Here is a 16,785-nt window from a genome sequence, read left to right on the forward strand (position 1 = left end):
GCCGCCCTGCGCCAGGTCGCCAACCGGCTCGTCGGCATCCTGCACGGCTGCCTCAAGACCGGCGCCCTCTACGACGAGGCAACCGCCTGGTCGCATCACGCCGAATCGCTTGCTGCTTGACAACTAATGGGATGTCTTTCATGGACTCCCGTCACCGTGGGACGCGCGCGGCCGACAGCCTGCGCGCTATCTACGCTGTCGTCCCGTTCCACGAAATCCGCCACTTGAAATGAGAGAGCAAGACCAGTGACCACCCCAGATACAACTGGCGAACCGCAGGTCAACGATGACATCACACGACAGATCAAACGAGAAAGCACAGAGCGGCTGGAGACGTCCGGTTCCCACCCGGTCACCGTGCGGCCGGTCAGGTCCTCGACGGCGGCCGCCTGGGCGCCGCGCACGTTGCGCGCGGCGATCGTGCCGAGGAAGCCGAACCCGTCCACCTCGATCACGCCGTCCGGGCCCTGCAGGCTCCACTCGCCGTCCTCCCGCCACAGGCACAGGTCGCTGTCGTCCAGTCCCGCCCCCGGGCCAGGGGGCGGCCGCGCCGTCCGGGACGTTCTGGACGTCCGCGGGGACGTCCTCGCCATCCTGGATGCCGGCCTCATGGTCGCGGGCGGCCTGCAGGAGGCGGGCGTGGCGGCGCTGGGCGGCGCGGCGATCGCCCACCCGCAGCACGGGTGCCAGAGCCTCCCAGGTGACGGGGGTCAGAGAGATTTGGAACGGGATCCGGCGTTAACGGGGTTCTCCCAGGTCAGCGACCTCCTGCCCTTGCGGTCCTCCGGACGTGGTTAACGCCGGACCCCGTTCCATCGCACAGAGGGGTGGGGCAGATCATGATCATGGTCCGGGAGGCCGGCCCCCGGGGTCTCGATGTGGTGAGGACACGGCGGGCGGCTGGTGCCGGTCTGGGCTCTGTCCCGTATTCGGTGGTAGCCCGAGTGAGCTTCCACCCGGTACGGGGGTGGCCCGCTTTACCGGGTGGTGATCAGCCGCCGAACGTGCGGGCGTTGTCGTGTGCCCAGTCGGCGAAGGTGAGTGCGGGCCGGCCCAGCAGCTCTTCGACGGTGGCGGTGGTGGGGCCCGGCTGGTTGGCGTAGTCGGCCAGGGAGCCGAGCAGGCGGGCCGGGACCTCTTCGGGCAGCCCTTGGGCGAGCAGGCCCTGCCGTACCTGATCGGGCGGGAGCTCCTGGAACGACAGCGACCGGCCGATGGCGGCGCCGATGAGGCGCACCTTCTCGAACTGGTCGAGTGACTGCGGCCCGGTCAGTGTGTAGACCTTTCCCGCGTGGGCGCTGGTGCGGAGGGCTTGTACGGCGACGGCCGCGATGTCGGTTTCGTGGATCGGGGAGGTGGCGGCCTGGCCGTACGCGCCGCGCACCACGTCGCCGGCCTTGATCTGGGGCACCCAGGCCAGGGCGTTGGCGGCGAAGTCGGCCAGGCGCAGCACCGTCCAGTCCAGGCCGGAACTCATGATGAGGTCCTCGGCGAGCTTGAACTGGGCGGCGAAGCGGGCTTCCCCGGCTGGGTACTCCACGGTGGTGGCCGACAGCAGCACCGCACGCCGTACGCCTTGCTTGGCGGCCAGCTTCAGCAGGTCGCCGAGGCCGGGGCCGGTGGCGCGCGGGCTGATCTGGATGGCTTCCACCCCTTCCAACGCCGCCTCGAACCACTGGGGATGGAACAGGTCTCCGCTGACGGCTCTCACGCCGCCAGGGAGCTGGGCCTCGCCGGGACCGCGGGTGACCGCGGTGACGGCGCTGCCGCCCTGGAGCAGCTGGTCCATCACCTGGCGTCCCACGACGCCGTTGGCTCCGGTGATCAGAATCATGGCGATTGTCTCTTTCTGGGCGATCTATGGGCACAGCAGATCGGGTGAACAGCGTCAGGCCGGCGTGGAGCCGAAGTCCTCCGCGCGGGAGGCCGCCCACTGGCCGTAGGTGAAGGCCGCCCGCCCGGTGACCTCCTCGATCGTCGGCAGGACCGGTGCGGTCTTGCCGTCCCATTCGGCGAGTCCGTTGATCATGTCGTCGACCGCGGGGGCGGGCATACCGTGGTGGAGCATCTGCTCCCGGAACAGTTCGTGAGGCAGTTCCTCGATGCGCAGCGGCCGCCCGATCGTCTCGGCGATGATCCGTACACGGTCGATCCCGGTCAGCGACTGCGGCCCGGTCAGCAGGAAGGACTCGCCCACGCGCTCATCGAGGAGGGCCCGGACGGACACGGCGGCGATGTCGCGCGGGTCGACCGGGGCCACAGCGGCGTTGCCGTATATGCCGCGGACGACGTCGCCGGCCTTGATCTGCGGCGCCCAGGCCAGGTCATTGGTCGTGAAGAAGCCGGGGCGGACGAATGTCCACGCCAGCCCGGAGGCGGCGACGGCCTGCTCCAGGCTCAGGTGCTGTTCACCGATCCACGAAGGCGTGGTGTACGTGATCGCCGCAGACGACAGCAGGACGACGTGCTGCAGGTCGGACAGGCGGGCCGCGTCGAGGAAGGCGTCGAGCCCGGTGAAGACGGGGAACAGGAATGCCCGCTCCACGCCGTCCAGCGCCTCCGACAGGGTGTCCGGCTGGGTGAGGTCGCCGGGCACGACCTCGACCTGCTCGGGGAAGGAACGGCCGCCGGGGTTGCGGGTGATGACGCGGATCTTCTCGCCGGCGTCGAGCACCTGGGTGACGACGTGGGATCCGACGTTTCCGGTGGCGCCGGTTACCAGGATCATGGTGGAGATCTCCTCTATTCGGTGAGTCGACCCGTCGGGTCGAGGTCGGGGGTGAGCGCGGCCAGGCGGGCGAGCTCGGGGCGGGTTCGAGCAGGGCGCGGCTGCCGACCAGGAGTTCGCGCTCGTCCATCGAGACTTCGAGGGTCTGGGTCAGCGTTTCGTCCAGCTCCGGGTAGTCGCTGCGGTTGTGGCAGCCCCTGGTCTCTCCGCGAGCGATGGCCACCAGAACGGTCGCCTTGGCCACGAGCAGCGATGCCTGCAGGTCGAGCAGGTGGGCGAGGTCCTCGTGGCCTTCGGCGGTGGGGACACATCCACCTGCTGTGTCTGTTCGGTCAGCGTCTCGATGCCGGTGAGCGCCTGTTTGAGACCGTCCTCGTCGCGGATCACGCCACAGCGCTCCCACATGAGGTCGCGCAGGTCGCGCCGGAGCCGATGACCAGGACGTTCACGGCGTGGATCTGGATGTCAGTGGTGATCGGCATGGATGCCAACCTGTCGCATCACTTTCGGGGTGCTGCGCGAGTTCCCGAGTCACCACCCGGCGGCCACCCCAGCTCAGACCCACTCGAGTACGGCCCTTGAAAGCGGGGTTCGAGGTGCAGCCGGGTGTTGCGGCTATTCGGTGGGTTGGCGTGTCTGCCTTACTATGCGGTCGATTGCCCAGACGTCCGCCACTGGGCCGACGTGCCCGAGCTTGTCGGGGTTGATCACTGCGTGGATCGTCTGGATCTGCCCGTCGAGGATGTCGAGCGTCAGGGTGTGGAGTACCTTGCCGTCCTGGTCGCGGAAGATCGCGCCCGGCTGGCCGTTGACCTCGTGCGGCTCGCCCGTCACGCCGATCAAGGCCATCCGGGGGAAGACCGAGGCGAGCAGCCGGGCCACGTTCTGGGCCCCCATGATGGCCTTAGCCAGCTGCGGGGCCTTGCCACCGCCGTCGCCGACCATCGACACATCGGCAGCCAGCAGATTCTGCAGGCCGACGACGTCGCCTTCACGGAGGGCATCGAAGAACCGCGACGCCAGTTCTTCCCGCTCCTTGCGATCCGCCTGGAAGCGGGGCCGTCCTGCGGCCACATGGCGCCGCGCCCGCACCATCAGCTGGCGGCACGCCGCTTCCGACCGCCCCACGGCCGACGCGACCTCGGGAAAGCCGAAGTCGAACACCTCCCGCAGCACGAAGACCGCCCGTTCGAGCGGCGACAGCCGCTCCAGCAGCACCAATGCCGCCATCGACAACGAGTCGGCCAGCTCCGCCGACCGCTCCGGGTCCTGGTAGGGGTCGGCGAGCAGCGGCTCGGGACCGCGGTCACCGGCACCAGAACCGGCGCGATCCCGAGCACGGCAGGCAGGGTCAAGCCCAGCGCCGCCAGGAACTCCAGGCCGCCACGGGCCTTGACGAAGCCCGCGCCGACGTCTGCGGTCCATCCCCCGCCGGGCGCCGCGGCCAGTTTCGCCGTCGGCGTGAACACCTTGGTGGCGCCGCCGCTCAAGGCCACCACGGCCAGCAGTCCGGCAGCGATCCACAGTGCGAGGTTCATCGTCCACTCCTTGATCGAGGCTTGCCTGTACGTAGACGAGGCAGCGCCCCCGCCAGTGACATCTCCAAACCTTCGCGACCCGCTGGAGACCGCCTCTCCGGCCAGCCGAGCCTGAAGCGCGTAGCCGATGATGCCGTCGAAGGCCTGGCCGAGCTTCTGCTCCGCAGATCCCTGGGCCGCCATCGGCTTGATCTTCAACAGATCGAGAACTGTGCCTACCGTCTGGTCGGTGTACTCCGTCAAGGACGGGCCTCGAAAACGTGCAGGGTAGGCCGCAGCAGTTCCTCGGCGAAATGGAAGAGGGAGTTGACGGTGTCCCAGTCGTCGAAATAGCCCGTGACGACGGCGTCTTCGTATTCGCGGCGGGAGGAGGCGGGTGGCCGGGACGGCGCCGAGCGCCTCGCCCTGCCAGCCGCCGACGCCGGACCCGCTGATGGCCTGGCGCACCTGCGCCACACTGGCCTTGCCGAGATCGGTCTGTTCGCTACGGCGGGTCAGCTCCCACGCCGCAGCCTCAGCGCGGGGCAGCAACCCGCCGGCGACCAAGGCGGTGGCGTCCAGCCGCAGCGCGTCACGGCGTTTCGTACGATCACCTGCTGAACGGGGTCGGCCGGTCTGGCAATCCTGCCAGGATCCGCACAGCTCGCCCCCAGCCGACAGAGTCGCCTCCGCCCGGCGGGCGATGTCGGCATGTTCTTCCACGCCGCCCCCTGGTCGACCGGCGTGCAGGGCAACCGCAAGGTCAGTCATGGGTGCGTGAACGCCAGCATGGCCAACGCCCGCTGGTTCTACAACTTCACGCAGCGGGGGGACATCATCAAGGTCACGGGGACCTCGCGCAAGCTCCAGTGACCCTCCCGGCCGGGCCCGCCGCCTGTGACCAGGGCCCCGGTCCGATGTGACCCGTCGCCGGCGCGCCATACGGACCACAGCCACGACCGCCTTCTACGTGGGCGAAATCGTATGCCTGCATCCTGATGCTAGAGTCTCGTCTGGATGACTAACGACCGGTCGGCCAGGCGGCCAGTGCCCACCATGCGTGACATCGCTGCTGCGGCGGCCGTCTCGCAGAGCACTGTGTCCCGTGTCCTCAGCGGCGCGTCCACCGTCGTGCCCATCGCGCCGGAGACCCGCCAGAGGGTGCTGCGGACTGCCCGCGAGCTGGGCTACCGGCCCAACCCGCTGGCTCGCGGGCTGCGCGGTGCGTCGACGAACCTCATCGGCGTAGTGGTGCGCGACTTCAGCGATCTCTTCTTCGCCGGGGCGATCGAGGCGCTCGTGGTCGAGTCGATGGCGCACGGCTACAACGTCGTGCTGGGCCACGTGCCGGGCCGGGCGGGCGATGAGGCGCTCTCGCTGACCACCGTGCTGGAGACCCGGCACACCGATGCGGTGGTGCTGCTCGGTGACATGCAGCAACATCCGCAGTTCCTGGCCGACCTGCGCCATTCGATCGTGCCGGTGGTCGCTCTCTGGCCGGGGACGAGCCCGCGCGAGTTCCCGACCGTCGACGCTGACGACCGGGCCGGCATCCGGGCAGGTCTGAGCCATCTGGTGTCCCTGGGACACAGGAGGATCGCCTACATCAACGCAGAGCTTCCCAATGAATATCGGGCGAGGGAGGATGCCTACCTCGATTTCATGCGTGATCGGTACGGCGCCGTGCCGCCGGGCTATGCCGAGCGCAGCCCGAGCACCTTGGCCGGTGGCGATGCCGCGCTGCGGCGCCTGATGGACCTGCCCGAGCCGCCCACGGCGATCGCCGCCTCGACCGATGTGGTGGCCGTGGGCGTGCTGCACGCCGCGCACAGCCTGGGTGTGACGGTGCCGGACCGCCTGTCGGTCGTCGGCTTCGACGACATTGTCATCGCGGCGCACACCGTGCCGGCGCTGACCACTGTGCGGATGCCGATATCGGAGATCGTCGGCTACGCGGTCACGCAGGCGATCAGGCTGGCTCGAGAGCCCGCCGACGCCCGGCACCCGCCGGCTCTCGAGATCTTCACGCCGGCCTTGATCGTGCGGGACTCGACCGCACCTCCGGCTCTGAGGTGAGACGATCACGCCGGGATCCAGACCCGCATCGCCTCCACCCGCCGGTTCCCCCACGCGAAGTAGGGGATCGCGCCGGCGGTGAGGCTCTCGCCAGGCGGCGCCGAGTTCTGGTCGATGACCGGGACCTCGACGCCGATCATCGCAGGCTCGATGTCGGGCCGCGGCACCTCCTGGGGTTGGCGGCCGCCGTCCCACGCCAGGTCCTCCAGCTCCGTCGTGGCCGGAGCGTCAACGGTTTCCAGGCAGTAGACCATGGGGCCGCGCTCGACGGCGACGCAACCGCGGATCGCGTCGGCGCGCCGGTCGGGCACGGTGACCCGGATCACCGGTTCGAGGTCGAGTACGACGCTGTCGCCCGCGTTCCACCGTCGTGAATGCCGGACCACGGGGCCGCCGGCCGAGCGGCTCCATGCCGGTATCCGCAAGGACAGCGTCCACGGCCGGTCCGGCGTCTGGAGAACGTGGACGGTGACGCGGCCCTGCCACGGGTACTCGGTCCGGATCGAGAGGCGGATGTCTCCGACCGTCATGTCGGTGTCCGCATACTGGTGGATCTGGATGCCGCCCTCGTCACTCGTGGCCAGGTAGTGATGCCAGGAGCTGAACAGGCGCATGAGATTGGGCGGGCAGCAGGCGCACGCGTACCAGGAGGCGCGCTTGCTGTGTCCGGCCGGCTCCGCGGCGCGGTGGGTCCGCCGCTGCAGCGGATTGGTGTAGAAGAACTCCTCGCCTGAGAGCGAGATCCCGGAAAGCACGCCGTTGTACATGGCCCGCTCGATCGCGTCGGCGTATTCCTGTTCGCCGGTGGCGAGCAGGAGGCGCCAGGCCAGCATCACGCTCGCGATGGCCGCGCAGGTCTCGGCGTAGGCGCGGTCGGGAGGCAGCTCGTAGGGGTCGCCGAACGCCTCGTCGCGATGGCGGCTACCCGTCCCGCCGGTGAGGTAGGTCCGGCTGCGGGTCAGCTCGCTCCAGCGGCGTCGCACGGCGGCGAGCAAGGCCTCGTCGCCGAGTTCTACGGCGACGTCGACCGCGCCGCAGTCCAGATAGAGCTGGCGAACGGCATGCCCGGCAACGGTCGCCGCCTCGCGTACGGGCTCGTGGTCCTGCCAGTACTGGGCCCCGAAGCGCCCCTGACCGATCAGCCCGTGCCCGCGCAGCCCGAGCAGCCGCTCGGCGAGCGCCAGGTAGCGCTCCGCACCCGTGACCCGGGCAAGCTCCACGAGCGCCATCTCTATCCCCGGATGCCCGTCGATGCCAGGTCTGCCCTGCGCGCCGAACTCGGCGTCGATATGGGCGGCGGCGCGCGTGGCGATGGTGAGCAGCCGGTCGTCGCCGAGCCCTCGGTGCCAGGCGACCGCGGCCTGGATCAGGTGCGCCACGCAGTAGAACTCGTGCCCATAGGCCAGATCACCATAGGGGACGCCACCCTTGACCACCTGGACGAAGCTGTTGAGATAGCCGTCGGGCCGCTGCGCCGCGGCCACCACCCCGATCGCCTCCTCCGCCGCGGCGGTCAGAGCCGGATCCGCGCCACGAGCCAGCTCCCAGCCGACGGCTTCGAGCCACTTGTAGACGTCAGAGTCGAGGAACGGGAAGGTCGTGCCGCCGCTGTCGGCCTCGGCCTGATACCGCCCCTGCCTGCCGGCGGCCAGCCGGAGGTTGTCCAGCGCCCCGCACTGCTGGAGCCGGCCGAAGCCGTGCGGGATCGTCTTCTCGCGGTTGAGCCGCTGCCGCTGCGCCCAGAAACCGCCGAGGATCTCCACGTTGGAGCCGTCGATCGGGTACAGCCGCGGTTTCGCCGCCGCGGTCGGCCACACGCTGCCTGCGTTCATTTGATGGCTCCGCTCATCAGACCCGACACGTAGTACCGCTGAAGCAGGAAATAGAACAGGACACACGGAATGATCGAGATGGTGACGCCGGCCTGCAGCATGCCCCAGTCCGTGCCGCCGAGGCTGGTCTCCGTCCTCGACGTGGCGAGGATCAGCGGCAGGGTGAACTTGGAGCTGCGGCTCATCATCACCAGCGCGCCGAGGAATTCGTTCCACGACGTGATGAAGGCGAAAAGCGCGGTGGTGACGATCGCGGGCACAGCGGAGGGGATGAAGACCCAGCGCAACGCCTCCCACGACGAGGAACCGTCCATGATGGCCGCTTCCTCCAACTCCCTGGGTACGGCGCTGAAGCTGTTGCGCAGCACGTACAGGCTGAACGGCAATTGGATGGCGGTGTGCAGGATCGCGAGGCCGAGCAGCGAGTTGGTCAGGCCGATCTTCGCGAACATGAGGAACATCGGCGTGAGCAGAGCCTGGTAGGGGATGATCAGCGCGAGCAGCAACACCACGAAGATCACCTCTCTGCCCGGGATGGGAAAACGCGCCAGCGCGTAGGCCGCGGGAATGGTCAGCAGCAGCGTGAGCACAATGGTCAGCAACGCCGTGCCCAGACTGTTGGCGAGGTAGACCGGCAGGCCTGCCTGGTAACTCCACAGCCGCATATAGCTGTCGAAACCGAGACCGTGCGGGATGTAGGTCGGGGGAGAGGCCGCCGCCTCTTCGGTCGGCTTCACCGAGGCGAGGAACGACATCGCCAGCGGCATCAGCATGACGGTGCAGACGGCGATACAGCACGCCGCCACCAGATACCTTCCGCGTCCCCTCACTGATGGCTCCGGCGGCTCAGCAGCAGCTGGATCACGGTGAAGACGAGGATCGTGAAGGCCAGGATCATCGACAGGGCGGCACCGTACCCGAGTTTCAGGTAGGGGAAGGAATTCAGGTAGATGTAGAAGACCGATGTCGCCGTCTCATTGCCCGGCTGCCCGGCGGTCATGATGTAGAACTGGTCGAAGGCCAGCAGTGAGCCGATCACACTCACCAGGGTCACCAGCAGGACGGTGCGCAGGGTCAACGGCAGGATCACCCGGGTGACCCGCTGCCGGTGGCTCGCCCCGTCGACGAGGGCGGCTTCGACCACGTCCGCCGGCACGGCCTGGATCGCGGCGACGAAGAGGATCATCCCGAAGCCGATCACCTTCCAGACCACGGAGGCGCTGATCGCGAAGTTGGAGACGCCGGTGTCCACGCCCAGCCACAGCACGGGCTTGTCGATGATCCCCAGATCGAGCAGGGCCCGGTTCACCAGCCCGAAATCGGTGCTGAAAAGCCAGTACCAGAGCAGGCTCGACACCCCGAGACCGATCACGACCGGGATGAAGACCACCGTGCGAGTGATCCGGCGCAGGGCGGTGTTTCTGGCGGTGAGCAGCGCCAGCAGATATCCGCCGATGATGAGGAACGGAGTGATGAGCGCGGTGTAGAGCAGGGTGAAACGGAAGGAGACCCAGAACTGCGTGTCGTCGAAAGCCCGCTCGTAGTTCGCCGCCCCGACGAATCTCGGCGGGGACAGCAGGGACCAGTTGTGCAACGACATCCACGCCATCTGCACCAGGGGATAGGCGGTGAAGGCGAGCACGAAGAGCAAAGCCGGTGCCAGATAGGCGAATCCGGCCAGACGGCGCCGTGAGCCGTGGCGCATGAAAGCTCCTCTTGGCGAGTAAGGCATCCACCGGGCGACGGGCCGCCCGGTGGAAACGGCGAGGATTTCCTCTCATCAAAGGCCGGGTCTACGACCGGCCCGCGATGGCCTTCATCTCCTTCTTGGCATCGGCGATGACGGTGTCGAGGTCGTCGTTGGAGTAATAGGCACGCTGCAACATCTTCAGCCACGGCCCCTGCGGCGAGTTGATCTGCTCGAAGAACGTGACCGTGTACGGCGTACGGCCCACCGTGAGTGCTTTGGCCACGTCGCGAACCAGCGGCTCGGCCTGGAAATACTTGTTCTCCACCATGTCGGTTCGCGTGGTGAGGTTGAGCGCCTTGGCATAGACCTCGACCTGTACCTCGTCGGAGAGCAGGAACTTCATCACGTTGACCGCGTCGGCGACCCGCTTGCTCCCTTTCGGCACCACCACCAGGTCGCCGCCGATGAAAGAGGCCGAGGAATTCGGCGCCATTCCGGGCAACAGGGCGATGCCGAACTTCATCCCCGGATTCTGCTGGCGCGCCAGCGTGATGTTGAAGTTGCCGGTGCCCATCATGCCCACCTTGCCGGAGCCGAACTGGAGGTGGAATGTCTCGCCGTTCTCCGTGCGGCCTCCTTCGAGGACGTTGCCGGCCTTGACCATGTCGCGGGTGAACTGGAGCACCTGCTTGACGCCATCGCCGACCAGCGGCTCGTCTCCTGGGCCGGCCGCCTCGATGGTGGCCCCGGAGGCCCACATCAGCGGGCCGACAGTGAAGATGTTGCAGCCGGCGCAGTTGCCGGGCAGGTAGTAGCCCTTGACGCCACCGCCCAGCGCGGTGATCTTGTCGGCGTAGCCACGCAGCTCGGCGAGGCTCGTGGGCGGCTTGTTCGGGTCGAGCCCGGCCCGGGTGAAAAGATCTTTGTTGTAGAAGAGGGCGGACACGTCCGCATAAAGGGGCACGCCGAAGAGGCGATTCTGGTACGTCGCCACGGTCATGTGCCCTTTGCTGGCGGTCTTCAGCTCCGGCCAATCCTTGGCCTGGTCGGTGATGTCGACCAGCTGCTGTTCCCTTTCGAACTGCGGGGCGTAGATGAGATCCATGCCCATCAGGTCGGGCACGTCGCCCGAGGCGACACCCTGGGCGATCTTCCCCACCATCTCGGTGTGGGGGATGTAGGTTAAATTGATCTTGCAGTCGGGGTTCTTGGTGTTCCATGCCTCGACCAGCATGTCCACCATCTGCTTGTTGCCGCCTGAGCGCTCCCACATCGTCAGGGCGCCCTTGCCGGCGCATGTCGTCGTCGCGGCCTGCGCTGGGCCGGCCGTGGGGGGCGGCTCCTCCTGGCCGCAGGCGGCGGCTGCGACCAGCAGCGCCGTTGCGGCCACCCGGGCGGGCCACCTGGGATGAGTCCTCATTCGCCAGGCTCCTCTCTGTGGAGTGGACCGGTGTTGACACGACCCCCTGCTGATGGGAACGTAACCGATGATGAATACGATTGCATTCAATCGTTTTCATTTCGTGATTCAGGAGTCACCGGCTCGCTGGGAGAGCCAGGTGTGGTCATATTGCGCCTTCGCCTCGCGACGGCTTCGCAGCTGTCGCGCCACGTGATTTCCGCGCGTTCGCGTGAATCCGGCAGTCGCAGCGGCGTTGTCGCTCTCAACCGCTCGCATGGCGAACTGTCGACGCAACCGCAACCCATCGCCAGGTGGGAAATGGCCCGAAGCATCCTCAGGCATCTGGGCACCACGCACATGGACATCTCCCCGCTCGCGCGCGGGGCCCGGGCGCTGGACGGGCCCGTCCGTGCTTCTCGCCGACGACCGTGGATCAGCGCATCTGAAGGGAGAGCGTCCATGCCCAGTAGCGCCCGCATCCGAAACAGATCCGTCGCTGCCGTGAGGGTGGTCCTCGTGGCCGTGGTCGCCCTGGCGCTGAGCCTGGTGGCCGTGCCCCCGGCGCAGGCCGCCGGCGGGGGGCCGAGCATCACCAAGAACGGGCCGAGCGTCACCAAGAAGCGGTTCGGGATCCTGCCCAACGGCAAGAAGATCGACATCTACACGCTGCGGAACTCGGGCGGGATGCGGGTGAAGATCCTCACCTACGGCGGCATCCTTCAGTCGATCGAGGTCCCGGACATCAGGGACAGGTTCGCCAACGTGACCCTCGGGTTCGACAACCTGTCCGACTACGTCAAGAAGAGTCCGTACTTCGGGTGCATCACCGGCCGGTACGCCAACCGCGTCGCCAAGGGCCGGTTCACCTTGGACGGCAGGACGTACCGGCTGGCCACCAACGACGGCCCCAACCACCTGCACGGCGGCACCAAGGGCTTCGACAAGCGGGTCTGGAAGGCCGACCCGTTCAAGCGGCGGGGCAGCGTGGGGCTCACGCTGACCCACACCAGCCCGAACGGCGAGGAGGGCTACCCCGGGACGCTGCGCACCAAGGTCGTCTACACGCTGACCGACGACAACCAGATCCGGATGGACTACAGCGCCACCACCAGCAGGCCCACGATCGTCAACCTCACCAACCACGCGTACTTCAACCTGCGCGGTGAGGGCAACGGCAGGATCCTCGGCCATGAGCTGCAGATCAACGCCTCCCGCTACACGCCGGTCGACAAGACGCTCATCCCCACCGGAAAGATCGCCCGGCTGGGCGGGACGCCGCTGGACTTCCGCGAGCCCACCGCCATCGGCGACCGCATCGACAGCAAGAACCAGCAGATCGTGCGGGGCGGCGGGTACGACCACAACTACGTCCTCGACAGCCGCGGGCGGGGCCTTGCACCGGCGGCCAGGGTCGTCGAGCCGGAAAGCGGGCGCGTGCTCGAGGTCATCACCGACCAGCCGGGCCTGCAGTTCTACTCGGGCAACTTCCTGGACGGCACGCTGCGCGGCACCAGCGGCCGCCTCTACCCGAAGAGGTCCGGCTTCGCCCTGGAGTCGCAGCACTTCCCGGACTCGCCCAACCACGAGAACTTCCCCTCGACCGTCCTGCGGCCGGGCGACGTCTACCGGACCACGACGATCTACGCGTTCTCCACGGTGTGACCACCGCGTGCAAGAAACACGTCCATCCCCCCGCCGATCTCATGAGGCGAAATCATGAAAGACATCCATCCGAAGGTCGAGGAGGCCCTCGACACCCTCAACCTGAACCGGGTCGCGCGTCGTCGTCTCCTGACCGGGGCGGGGCTCGTCAGCGCCTCGGCCGCCGCCGCCGCGCTGCTCAGCGCGTGCACCGATGACTCAGGCGGGAACAGGCCCGCGGCCTCGGGCGGCACCGCGGCGGCGGCCGGCGCCGGCGACTTCCCGTCCACGCCAAAGTGGAAGTTCGTCTTCGTCTGCCACGTCACCACCAATCCGTTCTTCACCCCCACCCAGTACGGCGCCCAAGACGCGTGCGCGCTGCTCGGCACCGATTTCCAGTGGACCGGGTCGAAGGACTCGATCGTGGCCGAGATGGTCAACGCGACCAACACCGCCATCTCGGCCAAGGCCGACGGGCTGGCGGTGGCGGTGGTGGACAAGGCGGCCTTCAAGGAGCCCGTCAACCGCGCTCTGGACGCGGGCATCCCGATGGTGTCCTACAACGCCGACGGCGCCCGTGAGGACAAGGGGACCAGCCGGCTGGCCTACATCGGACAGGGCCTCTACGACTCCGGGTACGCCCTGGGCCAGCGGGCCCTTCAGCAGGTGGACTCCGGCGACGTGGTGGGGTTCATCGCCACCCCGGGCGCCCTGAACATCCAGCCCAGGATCGACGGCGCCGCGCAGGCGATCAAGGACTCGGGCAAGACGATCACGTTCGAGTCGGTCGGCACGAACGCCGACATCACCAAGGGCCTGTCGATCATCGACGCGTACGCCCAGGGACACCCCAGCCTGGCCGGGATGCTCGCCGTCGACGCCGGATCGACGCAGTCGATCGGGCAGGTCGTCAAGAAGTACAACATGCGATCGAAAGGGCTCAAGGTGGCCGGCGGCTTCGACCTGGTGCCCGAGACGCTGTCGGCCATCAAGAACGGCGATCTCGACTACACCATCGACCAGCAGCCGTACCTGCAGGGATTCCTGCCGGTGCTCTACCTCTACCTGTACAAGCTCTCCGGCGGGCTGCTGTTCCCGTCGGAGACCAACACCGGTCTGCTCTTCGTGACCAAGGACACCGTGGGGCCGTACCAGACCACCAAAACCCGCTTCGAGGGCTCGGACACCGCCCAGAAGCTGGTCGAACGGTCCGGGGCCATCGGTCACGCCTCCTAGAGGCGTTGACCGGGATGTGCGACGCAGCTGGGGCGCACGTCAGACAAGTGGAGGAGGGCGAGGTGCCCGACATGGGCGATGGCATCCGCGAGTCGCCGGCGCCCGCGGATGCAGCCGGACGGCCCGTGCCGAACGGGGCCCGGCGTGGCGCGAACGGGATCCTGCCGCGGATCCGGGACGGGTTCCTGCGGCGGCGCGAGGCGAGCGTGCTGGTCGTGGCGCTGGCGATGGGGGCCTACTTCGCCTCGGCCTCCGAGGCGTTCCTGACCGGCGACAACATGGTCAACATCACGCAGGCGGCCGCGCCCGGCGCCATCGTCGCCTGCGGCATCGTGCTGCTGCTGGTCAGCGGCGAGATCGATCTGTCGGTAGGGGTGGTGGCGGCGCTGGCGCCGTTCATGATGCACTACGCGATCGACTACTGGGGGCTTCCAGGCGTCCCGGCGATTCTGCTCGCCCTGCTGACCGGCACGGTCATCGGGCTGGGGAACGGGCTGGTCACGGTCGTGCTGAAGGTGCCCTCGTTCATCACCACCCTGGGCACCTTCTACCTGGTGACCGGGATCGTGCTGACCACATCGGGCGCCTATCCGGCCGAGATTCCCGCGTCGGTGGACAACGAGATCGGGCAGTGGCTGGGGGCGGCCAGCTGGGCCCATCTCGTGTGGGCTCTGGTGATCGTGGCGTTCTTCCACGTGCTGTTCGTGCGTACGCGGTGGGGGCTGCACACGATCTCCGTGGGCGGGAACCTCCTGGGTGCGCAGGAGGCAGGCGTCCGGACAGGACGCATCAAGATCGGAAATTTCATGATTGCGGGCACTTTGGGAGCTTTTGCCGGGATATTGGAAGCCTTCCGGATTCACACGATCGACCCCAACCTCGGCGGCGGCACCGGCCTGATGTTCACCGCGGTCTCGGCGGCGGTCATCGGCGGCACGGCCCTCGCCGGCGGCTCGGGCACGATCATCGGCGGTGCCCTGGGCGCGCTGGTGCTGGCCGAGCTCCAGAACGGCTTCAACCTGATCGGCATCTCCGCCAACCCGTACTTCCTGATCCTCGGAGGCGCGATCCTCCTGGCGATGATCGCCAACGTGTACCTGAGCCGGCTCAGAAGGGCGGGTAAGACGACGTGACCTCTCAGAACGCCGACACCACCGGCTCTGCCGACGGCCCTGCCGACGTCCTTCGCGTGGAGCACGTCTCCAAGCGCTTCGGCACGGTGACCGCGCTCCGCGACGTCAACATCCGCCTGGCCGAAGGTGAGGTGCTCGGACTGATCGGTGACAACGGCGCCGGCAAGTCCACCCTCATGAAGATCATCTGCGGCTTCCACCAGCCCGATACCGGCCGCATCCTGCTCGACGGCGAAGAAGTGTCGCTCAAATCCGTCGACCACGCCCGCTCTCTCGGGATCGACACCGTCTATCAGGACCTGGCGTTGATCAACGAACTGAGCGTTTATCACAACATGTTCCTCAACCGTGAGCCGGTCATCTTCGGCTGTCTTCTGAACAACCGCAAAATGCGCAGCCTGGCCCGCGAACACCTCAACGACATGGGCGTCAACATTCCGTCGGTGGATGTGGAAGTAGCCAAACTGTCGGGCGGTCAACGTCAGGCCATCGCCGTGGCCCGCTCGGTCTACTCCCGCTCCAAAATCCTCCTGCTGGACGAGCCGCTGGCCGCGATGGGTGCGAAAGAGGGCGTACAGATCCTCGACCTGGTCCGCGATCTCAAATCCCGCGGCGAGGTCTCCATCATGATCATCGCCCATAACTACGCCCAGGTCCTGGAGGTCTGCGACCGAGTCAACCTTCTCCAGCACGGCAGCATCACCTTCGACCAACCAACCGCGCGGACCTCCGTGAAGGAACTCACCGACCTGGTCGTGGAGGAATACCGCAGCGCTCGTGCCGCCGCCCAGCGCACCCCGCCCATGGACACCCCTTGAGGGTGGCGGTGCGGCACCCAATTCCACCTCTTGCCGCACACCGTTCGAGATGAGTTCGTCCGACGCGTGAATCATGCGTCGGATGTGATCCTGCGATGGTCGCTGAACACCCTGATCTGCTCAAGCGCGAATCACTGCAGGTCAGGGATATATCCGTTGGATTTCCCGCCGTTGCTGCCGGGACCCCTTCGCAGGCGGCCGGCACTCGTGCAAGCGCTACCGCTACGTCGCCCGCGCAATGGCCGCTGACTCGGCGGACGGCACGCTGCTCGCCAACGGCCCCGCCAAGCACCTGCTATCCGTTCTGAGCCGTGCCTGGGACCTGCTCCCGGACAACGCGCCGTCCCCTCCTGGACCCGCGGGAGCTGACTGACGACCCGTACACCGGCCGCTACCAGCTTTGGTGGCGGCCGCCCGCCGAGGCGCCCCGCCCCCGAACTCGAACAACTCACCCTGATCTGAAAGGAACCCCTGATGGTTACGTGCTTCCACTGCCGCGAACCGGTTGACCAGTGCGGACGCGCCCTGCTGGAGAACGCTACCGACAAGGCGGTGAAGGAGATCGGCTTCGCCGTGCTCGTCGCCGAATCCGACGAGGACCAGGCCGTGTAGGTCGTCTCCGCGTAGGACGCCGCCCGCGCGGTCAACGACCTGGTGGACCTGATCGTCGCGCAGAACTACGGGATCGACGTGGACGAGGCCTTCGAGCGGG

General features: G+C 67.6%; 15 protein-coding genes and 1 pseudogene. 7 read left to right on the top strand and 9 right to left on the bottom strand.

Going from position 1 to position 16,785, the window contains the following annotated elements; translation table 11 throughout:
• Positions 1-95 precede the first annotated feature (95 nt).
• The 5 genes and pseudogenes from ACTWPW_RS49010 to ACTWPW_RS49030 all read right to left on the bottom strand — a co-directional run bounded on the left by ACTWPW_RS49010 (position 96) and on the right by ACTWPW_RS49030 (position 3,958).
• Positions 96-455, bottom strand: a complete 360-nt coding sequence (locus tag ACTWPW_RS49010) for a hypothetical protein (RefSeq protein WP_443172851.1) — start codon at positions 453-455, stop codon at positions 96-98.
• A gap of 536 nt (positions 456-991) precedes the next feature.
• On the bottom strand, positions 992-1,834 hold the full coding sequence (locus tag ACTWPW_RS49015) for an NAD(P)H-binding protein (protein WP_443172852.1): 843 nt from the start codon (positions 1,832-1,834) through the stop codon (positions 992-994).
• A gap of 54 nt (positions 1,835-1,888) precedes the next feature.
• Positions 1,889-2,728: an NAD(P)H-binding protein gene (locus ACTWPW_RS49020; protein WP_443172853.1), complete on the bottom strand. Its 840-nt coding sequence runs from the start codon at positions 2,726-2,728 to the stop codon at positions 1,889-1,891.
• Between the two features lie 166 nt (positions 2,729-2,894).
• Positions 2,895-3,002: pseudogene (locus ACTWPW_RS49025) on the bottom strand (hypothetical protein); the annotation flags it as partial.
• Positions 3,003-3,343: 341 nt separating this feature from the next.
• Positions 3,344-3,958 (bottom strand): sigma factor-like helix-turn-helix DNA-binding protein, encoded by a 615-nt coding sequence (locus tag ACTWPW_RS49030; RefSeq protein WP_443172854.1) that lies wholly within the window; start codon positions 3,956-3,958, stop codon positions 3,344-3,346.
• 998 nt (positions 3,959-4,956) lie between these two features.
• On the opposite strand from ACTWPW_RS49030, the gene ACTWPW_RS49035 reads away from it, so the two are divergent.
• Positions 4,957-5,118 (top strand): L,D-transpeptidase family protein, encoded by a 162-nt coding sequence (locus ACTWPW_RS49035; RefSeq protein ID WP_443172855.1) that lies wholly within the window; start codon positions 4,957-4,959, stop codon positions 5,116-5,118.
• A 183-nt stretch (positions 5,119-5,301) separates the two neighbouring features.
• Positions 5,302-6,321 carry a LacI family DNA-binding transcriptional regulator gene (locus ACTWPW_RS49040; protein ID WP_443172856.1) on the top strand — a complete coding sequence of 340 codons (1,020 nt, stop codon included), beginning with the start codon at positions 5,302-5,304 and terminating at the stop codon, positions 6,319-6,321.
• Between the two features lie 5 nt (positions 6,322-6,326).
• Here the strand turns inward: ACTWPW_RS49040 and ACTWPW_RS49045 are convergent, their stop codons facing one another.
• The 4 genes from ACTWPW_RS49045 to ACTWPW_RS49060 form a co-directional block, all read right to left on the bottom strand.
• Complete coding sequence (locus ACTWPW_RS49045) at positions 6,327-8,153, bottom strand: glycoside hydrolase family 127 protein (RefSeq protein WP_443172857.1); 1,827 nt, start codon at positions 8,151-8,153, stop codon at positions 6,327-6,329.
• Positions 8,150-8,920 carry a carbohydrate ABC transporter permease gene (locus ACTWPW_RS49050; RefSeq protein WP_443172858.1) on the bottom strand — a complete coding sequence of 257 codons (771 nt, stop codon included), beginning with the start codon at positions 8,918-8,920 and terminating at the stop codon, positions 8,150-8,152. Before ACTWPW_RS49050 ends, ACTWPW_RS49045 begins: the two co-directional genes overlap by 4 nt.
• 59 nt (positions 8,921-8,979) lie before the next feature.
• Positions 8,980-9,858 carry a carbohydrate ABC transporter permease gene (locus ACTWPW_RS49055; protein WP_443172859.1) on the bottom strand — a complete coding sequence of 293 codons (879 nt, stop codon included), beginning with the start codon at positions 9,856-9,858 and terminating at the stop codon, positions 8,980-8,982.
• An 88-nt stretch (positions 9,859-9,946) separates the two neighbouring features.
• A complete protein-coding gene (locus ACTWPW_RS49060; RefSeq protein WP_375118701.1) occupies positions 9,947-11,233 on the bottom strand; it encodes an ABC transporter substrate-binding protein in 1,287 nt (428 codons plus the stop codon).
• A 513-nt stretch (positions 11,234-11,746) separates the two neighbouring features.
• Between ACTWPW_RS49060 and ACTWPW_RS49065 the strand changes: the two genes are divergently transcribed.
• The 5 genes from ACTWPW_RS49065 (at position 11,747) to ACTWPW_RS49085 (ending at position 16,685) form a co-directional block, all read left to right on the top strand.
• On the top strand, positions 11,747-12,907 hold the full coding sequence (locus ACTWPW_RS49065) for an aldose epimerase family protein (RefSeq protein WP_443172860.1): 1,161 nt from the start codon (positions 11,747-11,749) through the stop codon (positions 12,905-12,907).
• A gap of 54 nt (positions 12,908-12,961) precedes the next feature.
• A complete protein-coding gene (locus ACTWPW_RS49070) occupies positions 12,962-14,122 on the top strand; it encodes a sugar ABC transporter substrate-binding protein (protein ID WP_443172861.1) in 1,161 nt (386 codons plus the stop codon).
• A gap of 71 nt (positions 14,123-14,193) precedes the next feature.
• Positions 14,194-15,255 (top strand): ABC transporter permease, encoded by a 1,062-nt coding sequence (locus tag ACTWPW_RS49075; RefSeq protein WP_443172862.1) that lies wholly within the window; start codon positions 14,194-14,196, stop codon positions 15,253-15,255.
• Positions 15,252-16,073, top strand: coding sequence for an ATP-binding cassette domain-containing protein (locus ACTWPW_RS49080; protein WP_443172863.1), 822 nt, complete (start codon positions 15,252-15,254; stop codon positions 16,071-16,073). Before ACTWPW_RS49075 ends, ACTWPW_RS49080 begins: the two co-directional genes overlap by 4 nt.
• Positions 16,074-16,547: 474 nt before the next feature.
• Positions 16,548-16,685 carry a hypothetical protein gene (locus tag ACTWPW_RS49085; protein WP_375118706.1) on the top strand — a complete coding sequence of 46 codons (138 nt, stop codon included), beginning with the start codon at positions 16,548-16,550 and terminating at the stop codon, positions 16,683-16,685.
• The last annotated feature ends 100 nt before the right edge of the window (positions 16,686-16,785 follow it).

This window comes from Nonomuraea sp. KM90, assembly GCF_052246675.1.
In the GTDB taxonomy this organism is placed as follows: domain Bacteria; phylum Actinomycetota; class Actinomycetes; order Streptosporangiales; family Streptosporangiaceae; genus Nonomuraea.

What these genes read in the sequence shown, in the direction of transcription:
- ACTWPW_RS49015 (WP_443172852.1), bottom strand. Translation starts at nt 1,834, where the DNA reads ATGATTCTGATCACCGGAGCCAACGGCGTCGTGGGACGCCAGGTGATG.
- ACTWPW_RS49020 (WP_443172853.1), bottom strand. Translation starts at nt 2,728, where the DNA reads ATGATCCTGGTAACCGGCGCCACCGGAAACGTCGGATCCCACGTCGTC.
- ACTWPW_RS49030 (WP_443172854.1), bottom strand. Translation starts at nt 3,958, where the DNA reads ATGGCGGCATTGGTGCTGCTGGAGCGGCTGTCGCCGCTCGAACGGGCG.
- ACTWPW_RS49035 (WP_443172855.1), top strand. Translation starts at nt 4,957, where the DNA reads ATGTTCTTCCACGCCGCCCCCTGGTCGACCGGCGTGCAGGGCAACCGC.
- ACTWPW_RS49040 (WP_443172856.1), top strand. Translation starts at nt 5,302, where the DNA reads ATGCGTGACATCGCTGCTGCGGCGGCCGTCTCGCAGAGCACTGTGTCC.
- ACTWPW_RS49045 (WP_443172857.1), bottom strand. Translation starts at nt 8,153, where the DNA reads ATGAACGCAGGCAGCGTGTGGCCGACCGCGGCGGCGAAACCGCGGCTG.
- ACTWPW_RS49050 (WP_443172858.1), bottom strand. Translation starts at nt 8,920, where the DNA reads ATGCCGCTGGCGATGTCGTTCCTCGCCTCGGTGAAGCCGACCGAAGAG.
- ACTWPW_RS49055 (WP_443172859.1), bottom strand. Translation starts at nt 9,858, where the DNA reads ATGCGCCACGGCTCACGGCGCCGTCTGGCCGGATTCGCCTATCTGGCA.
- ACTWPW_RS49070 (WP_443172861.1), top strand. Translation starts at nt 12,962, where the DNA reads ATGAAAGACATCCATCCGAAGGTCGAGGAGGCCCTCGACACCCTCAAC.
- ACTWPW_RS49075 (WP_443172862.1), top strand. Translation starts at nt 14,194, where the DNA reads ATGGGCGATGGCATCCGCGAGTCGCCGGCGCCCGCGGATGCAGCCGGA.
- ACTWPW_RS49085 (WP_375118706.1), top strand. Translation starts at nt 16,548, where the DNA reads ATGGTTACGTGCTTCCACTGCCGCGAACCGGTTGACCAGTGCGGACGC.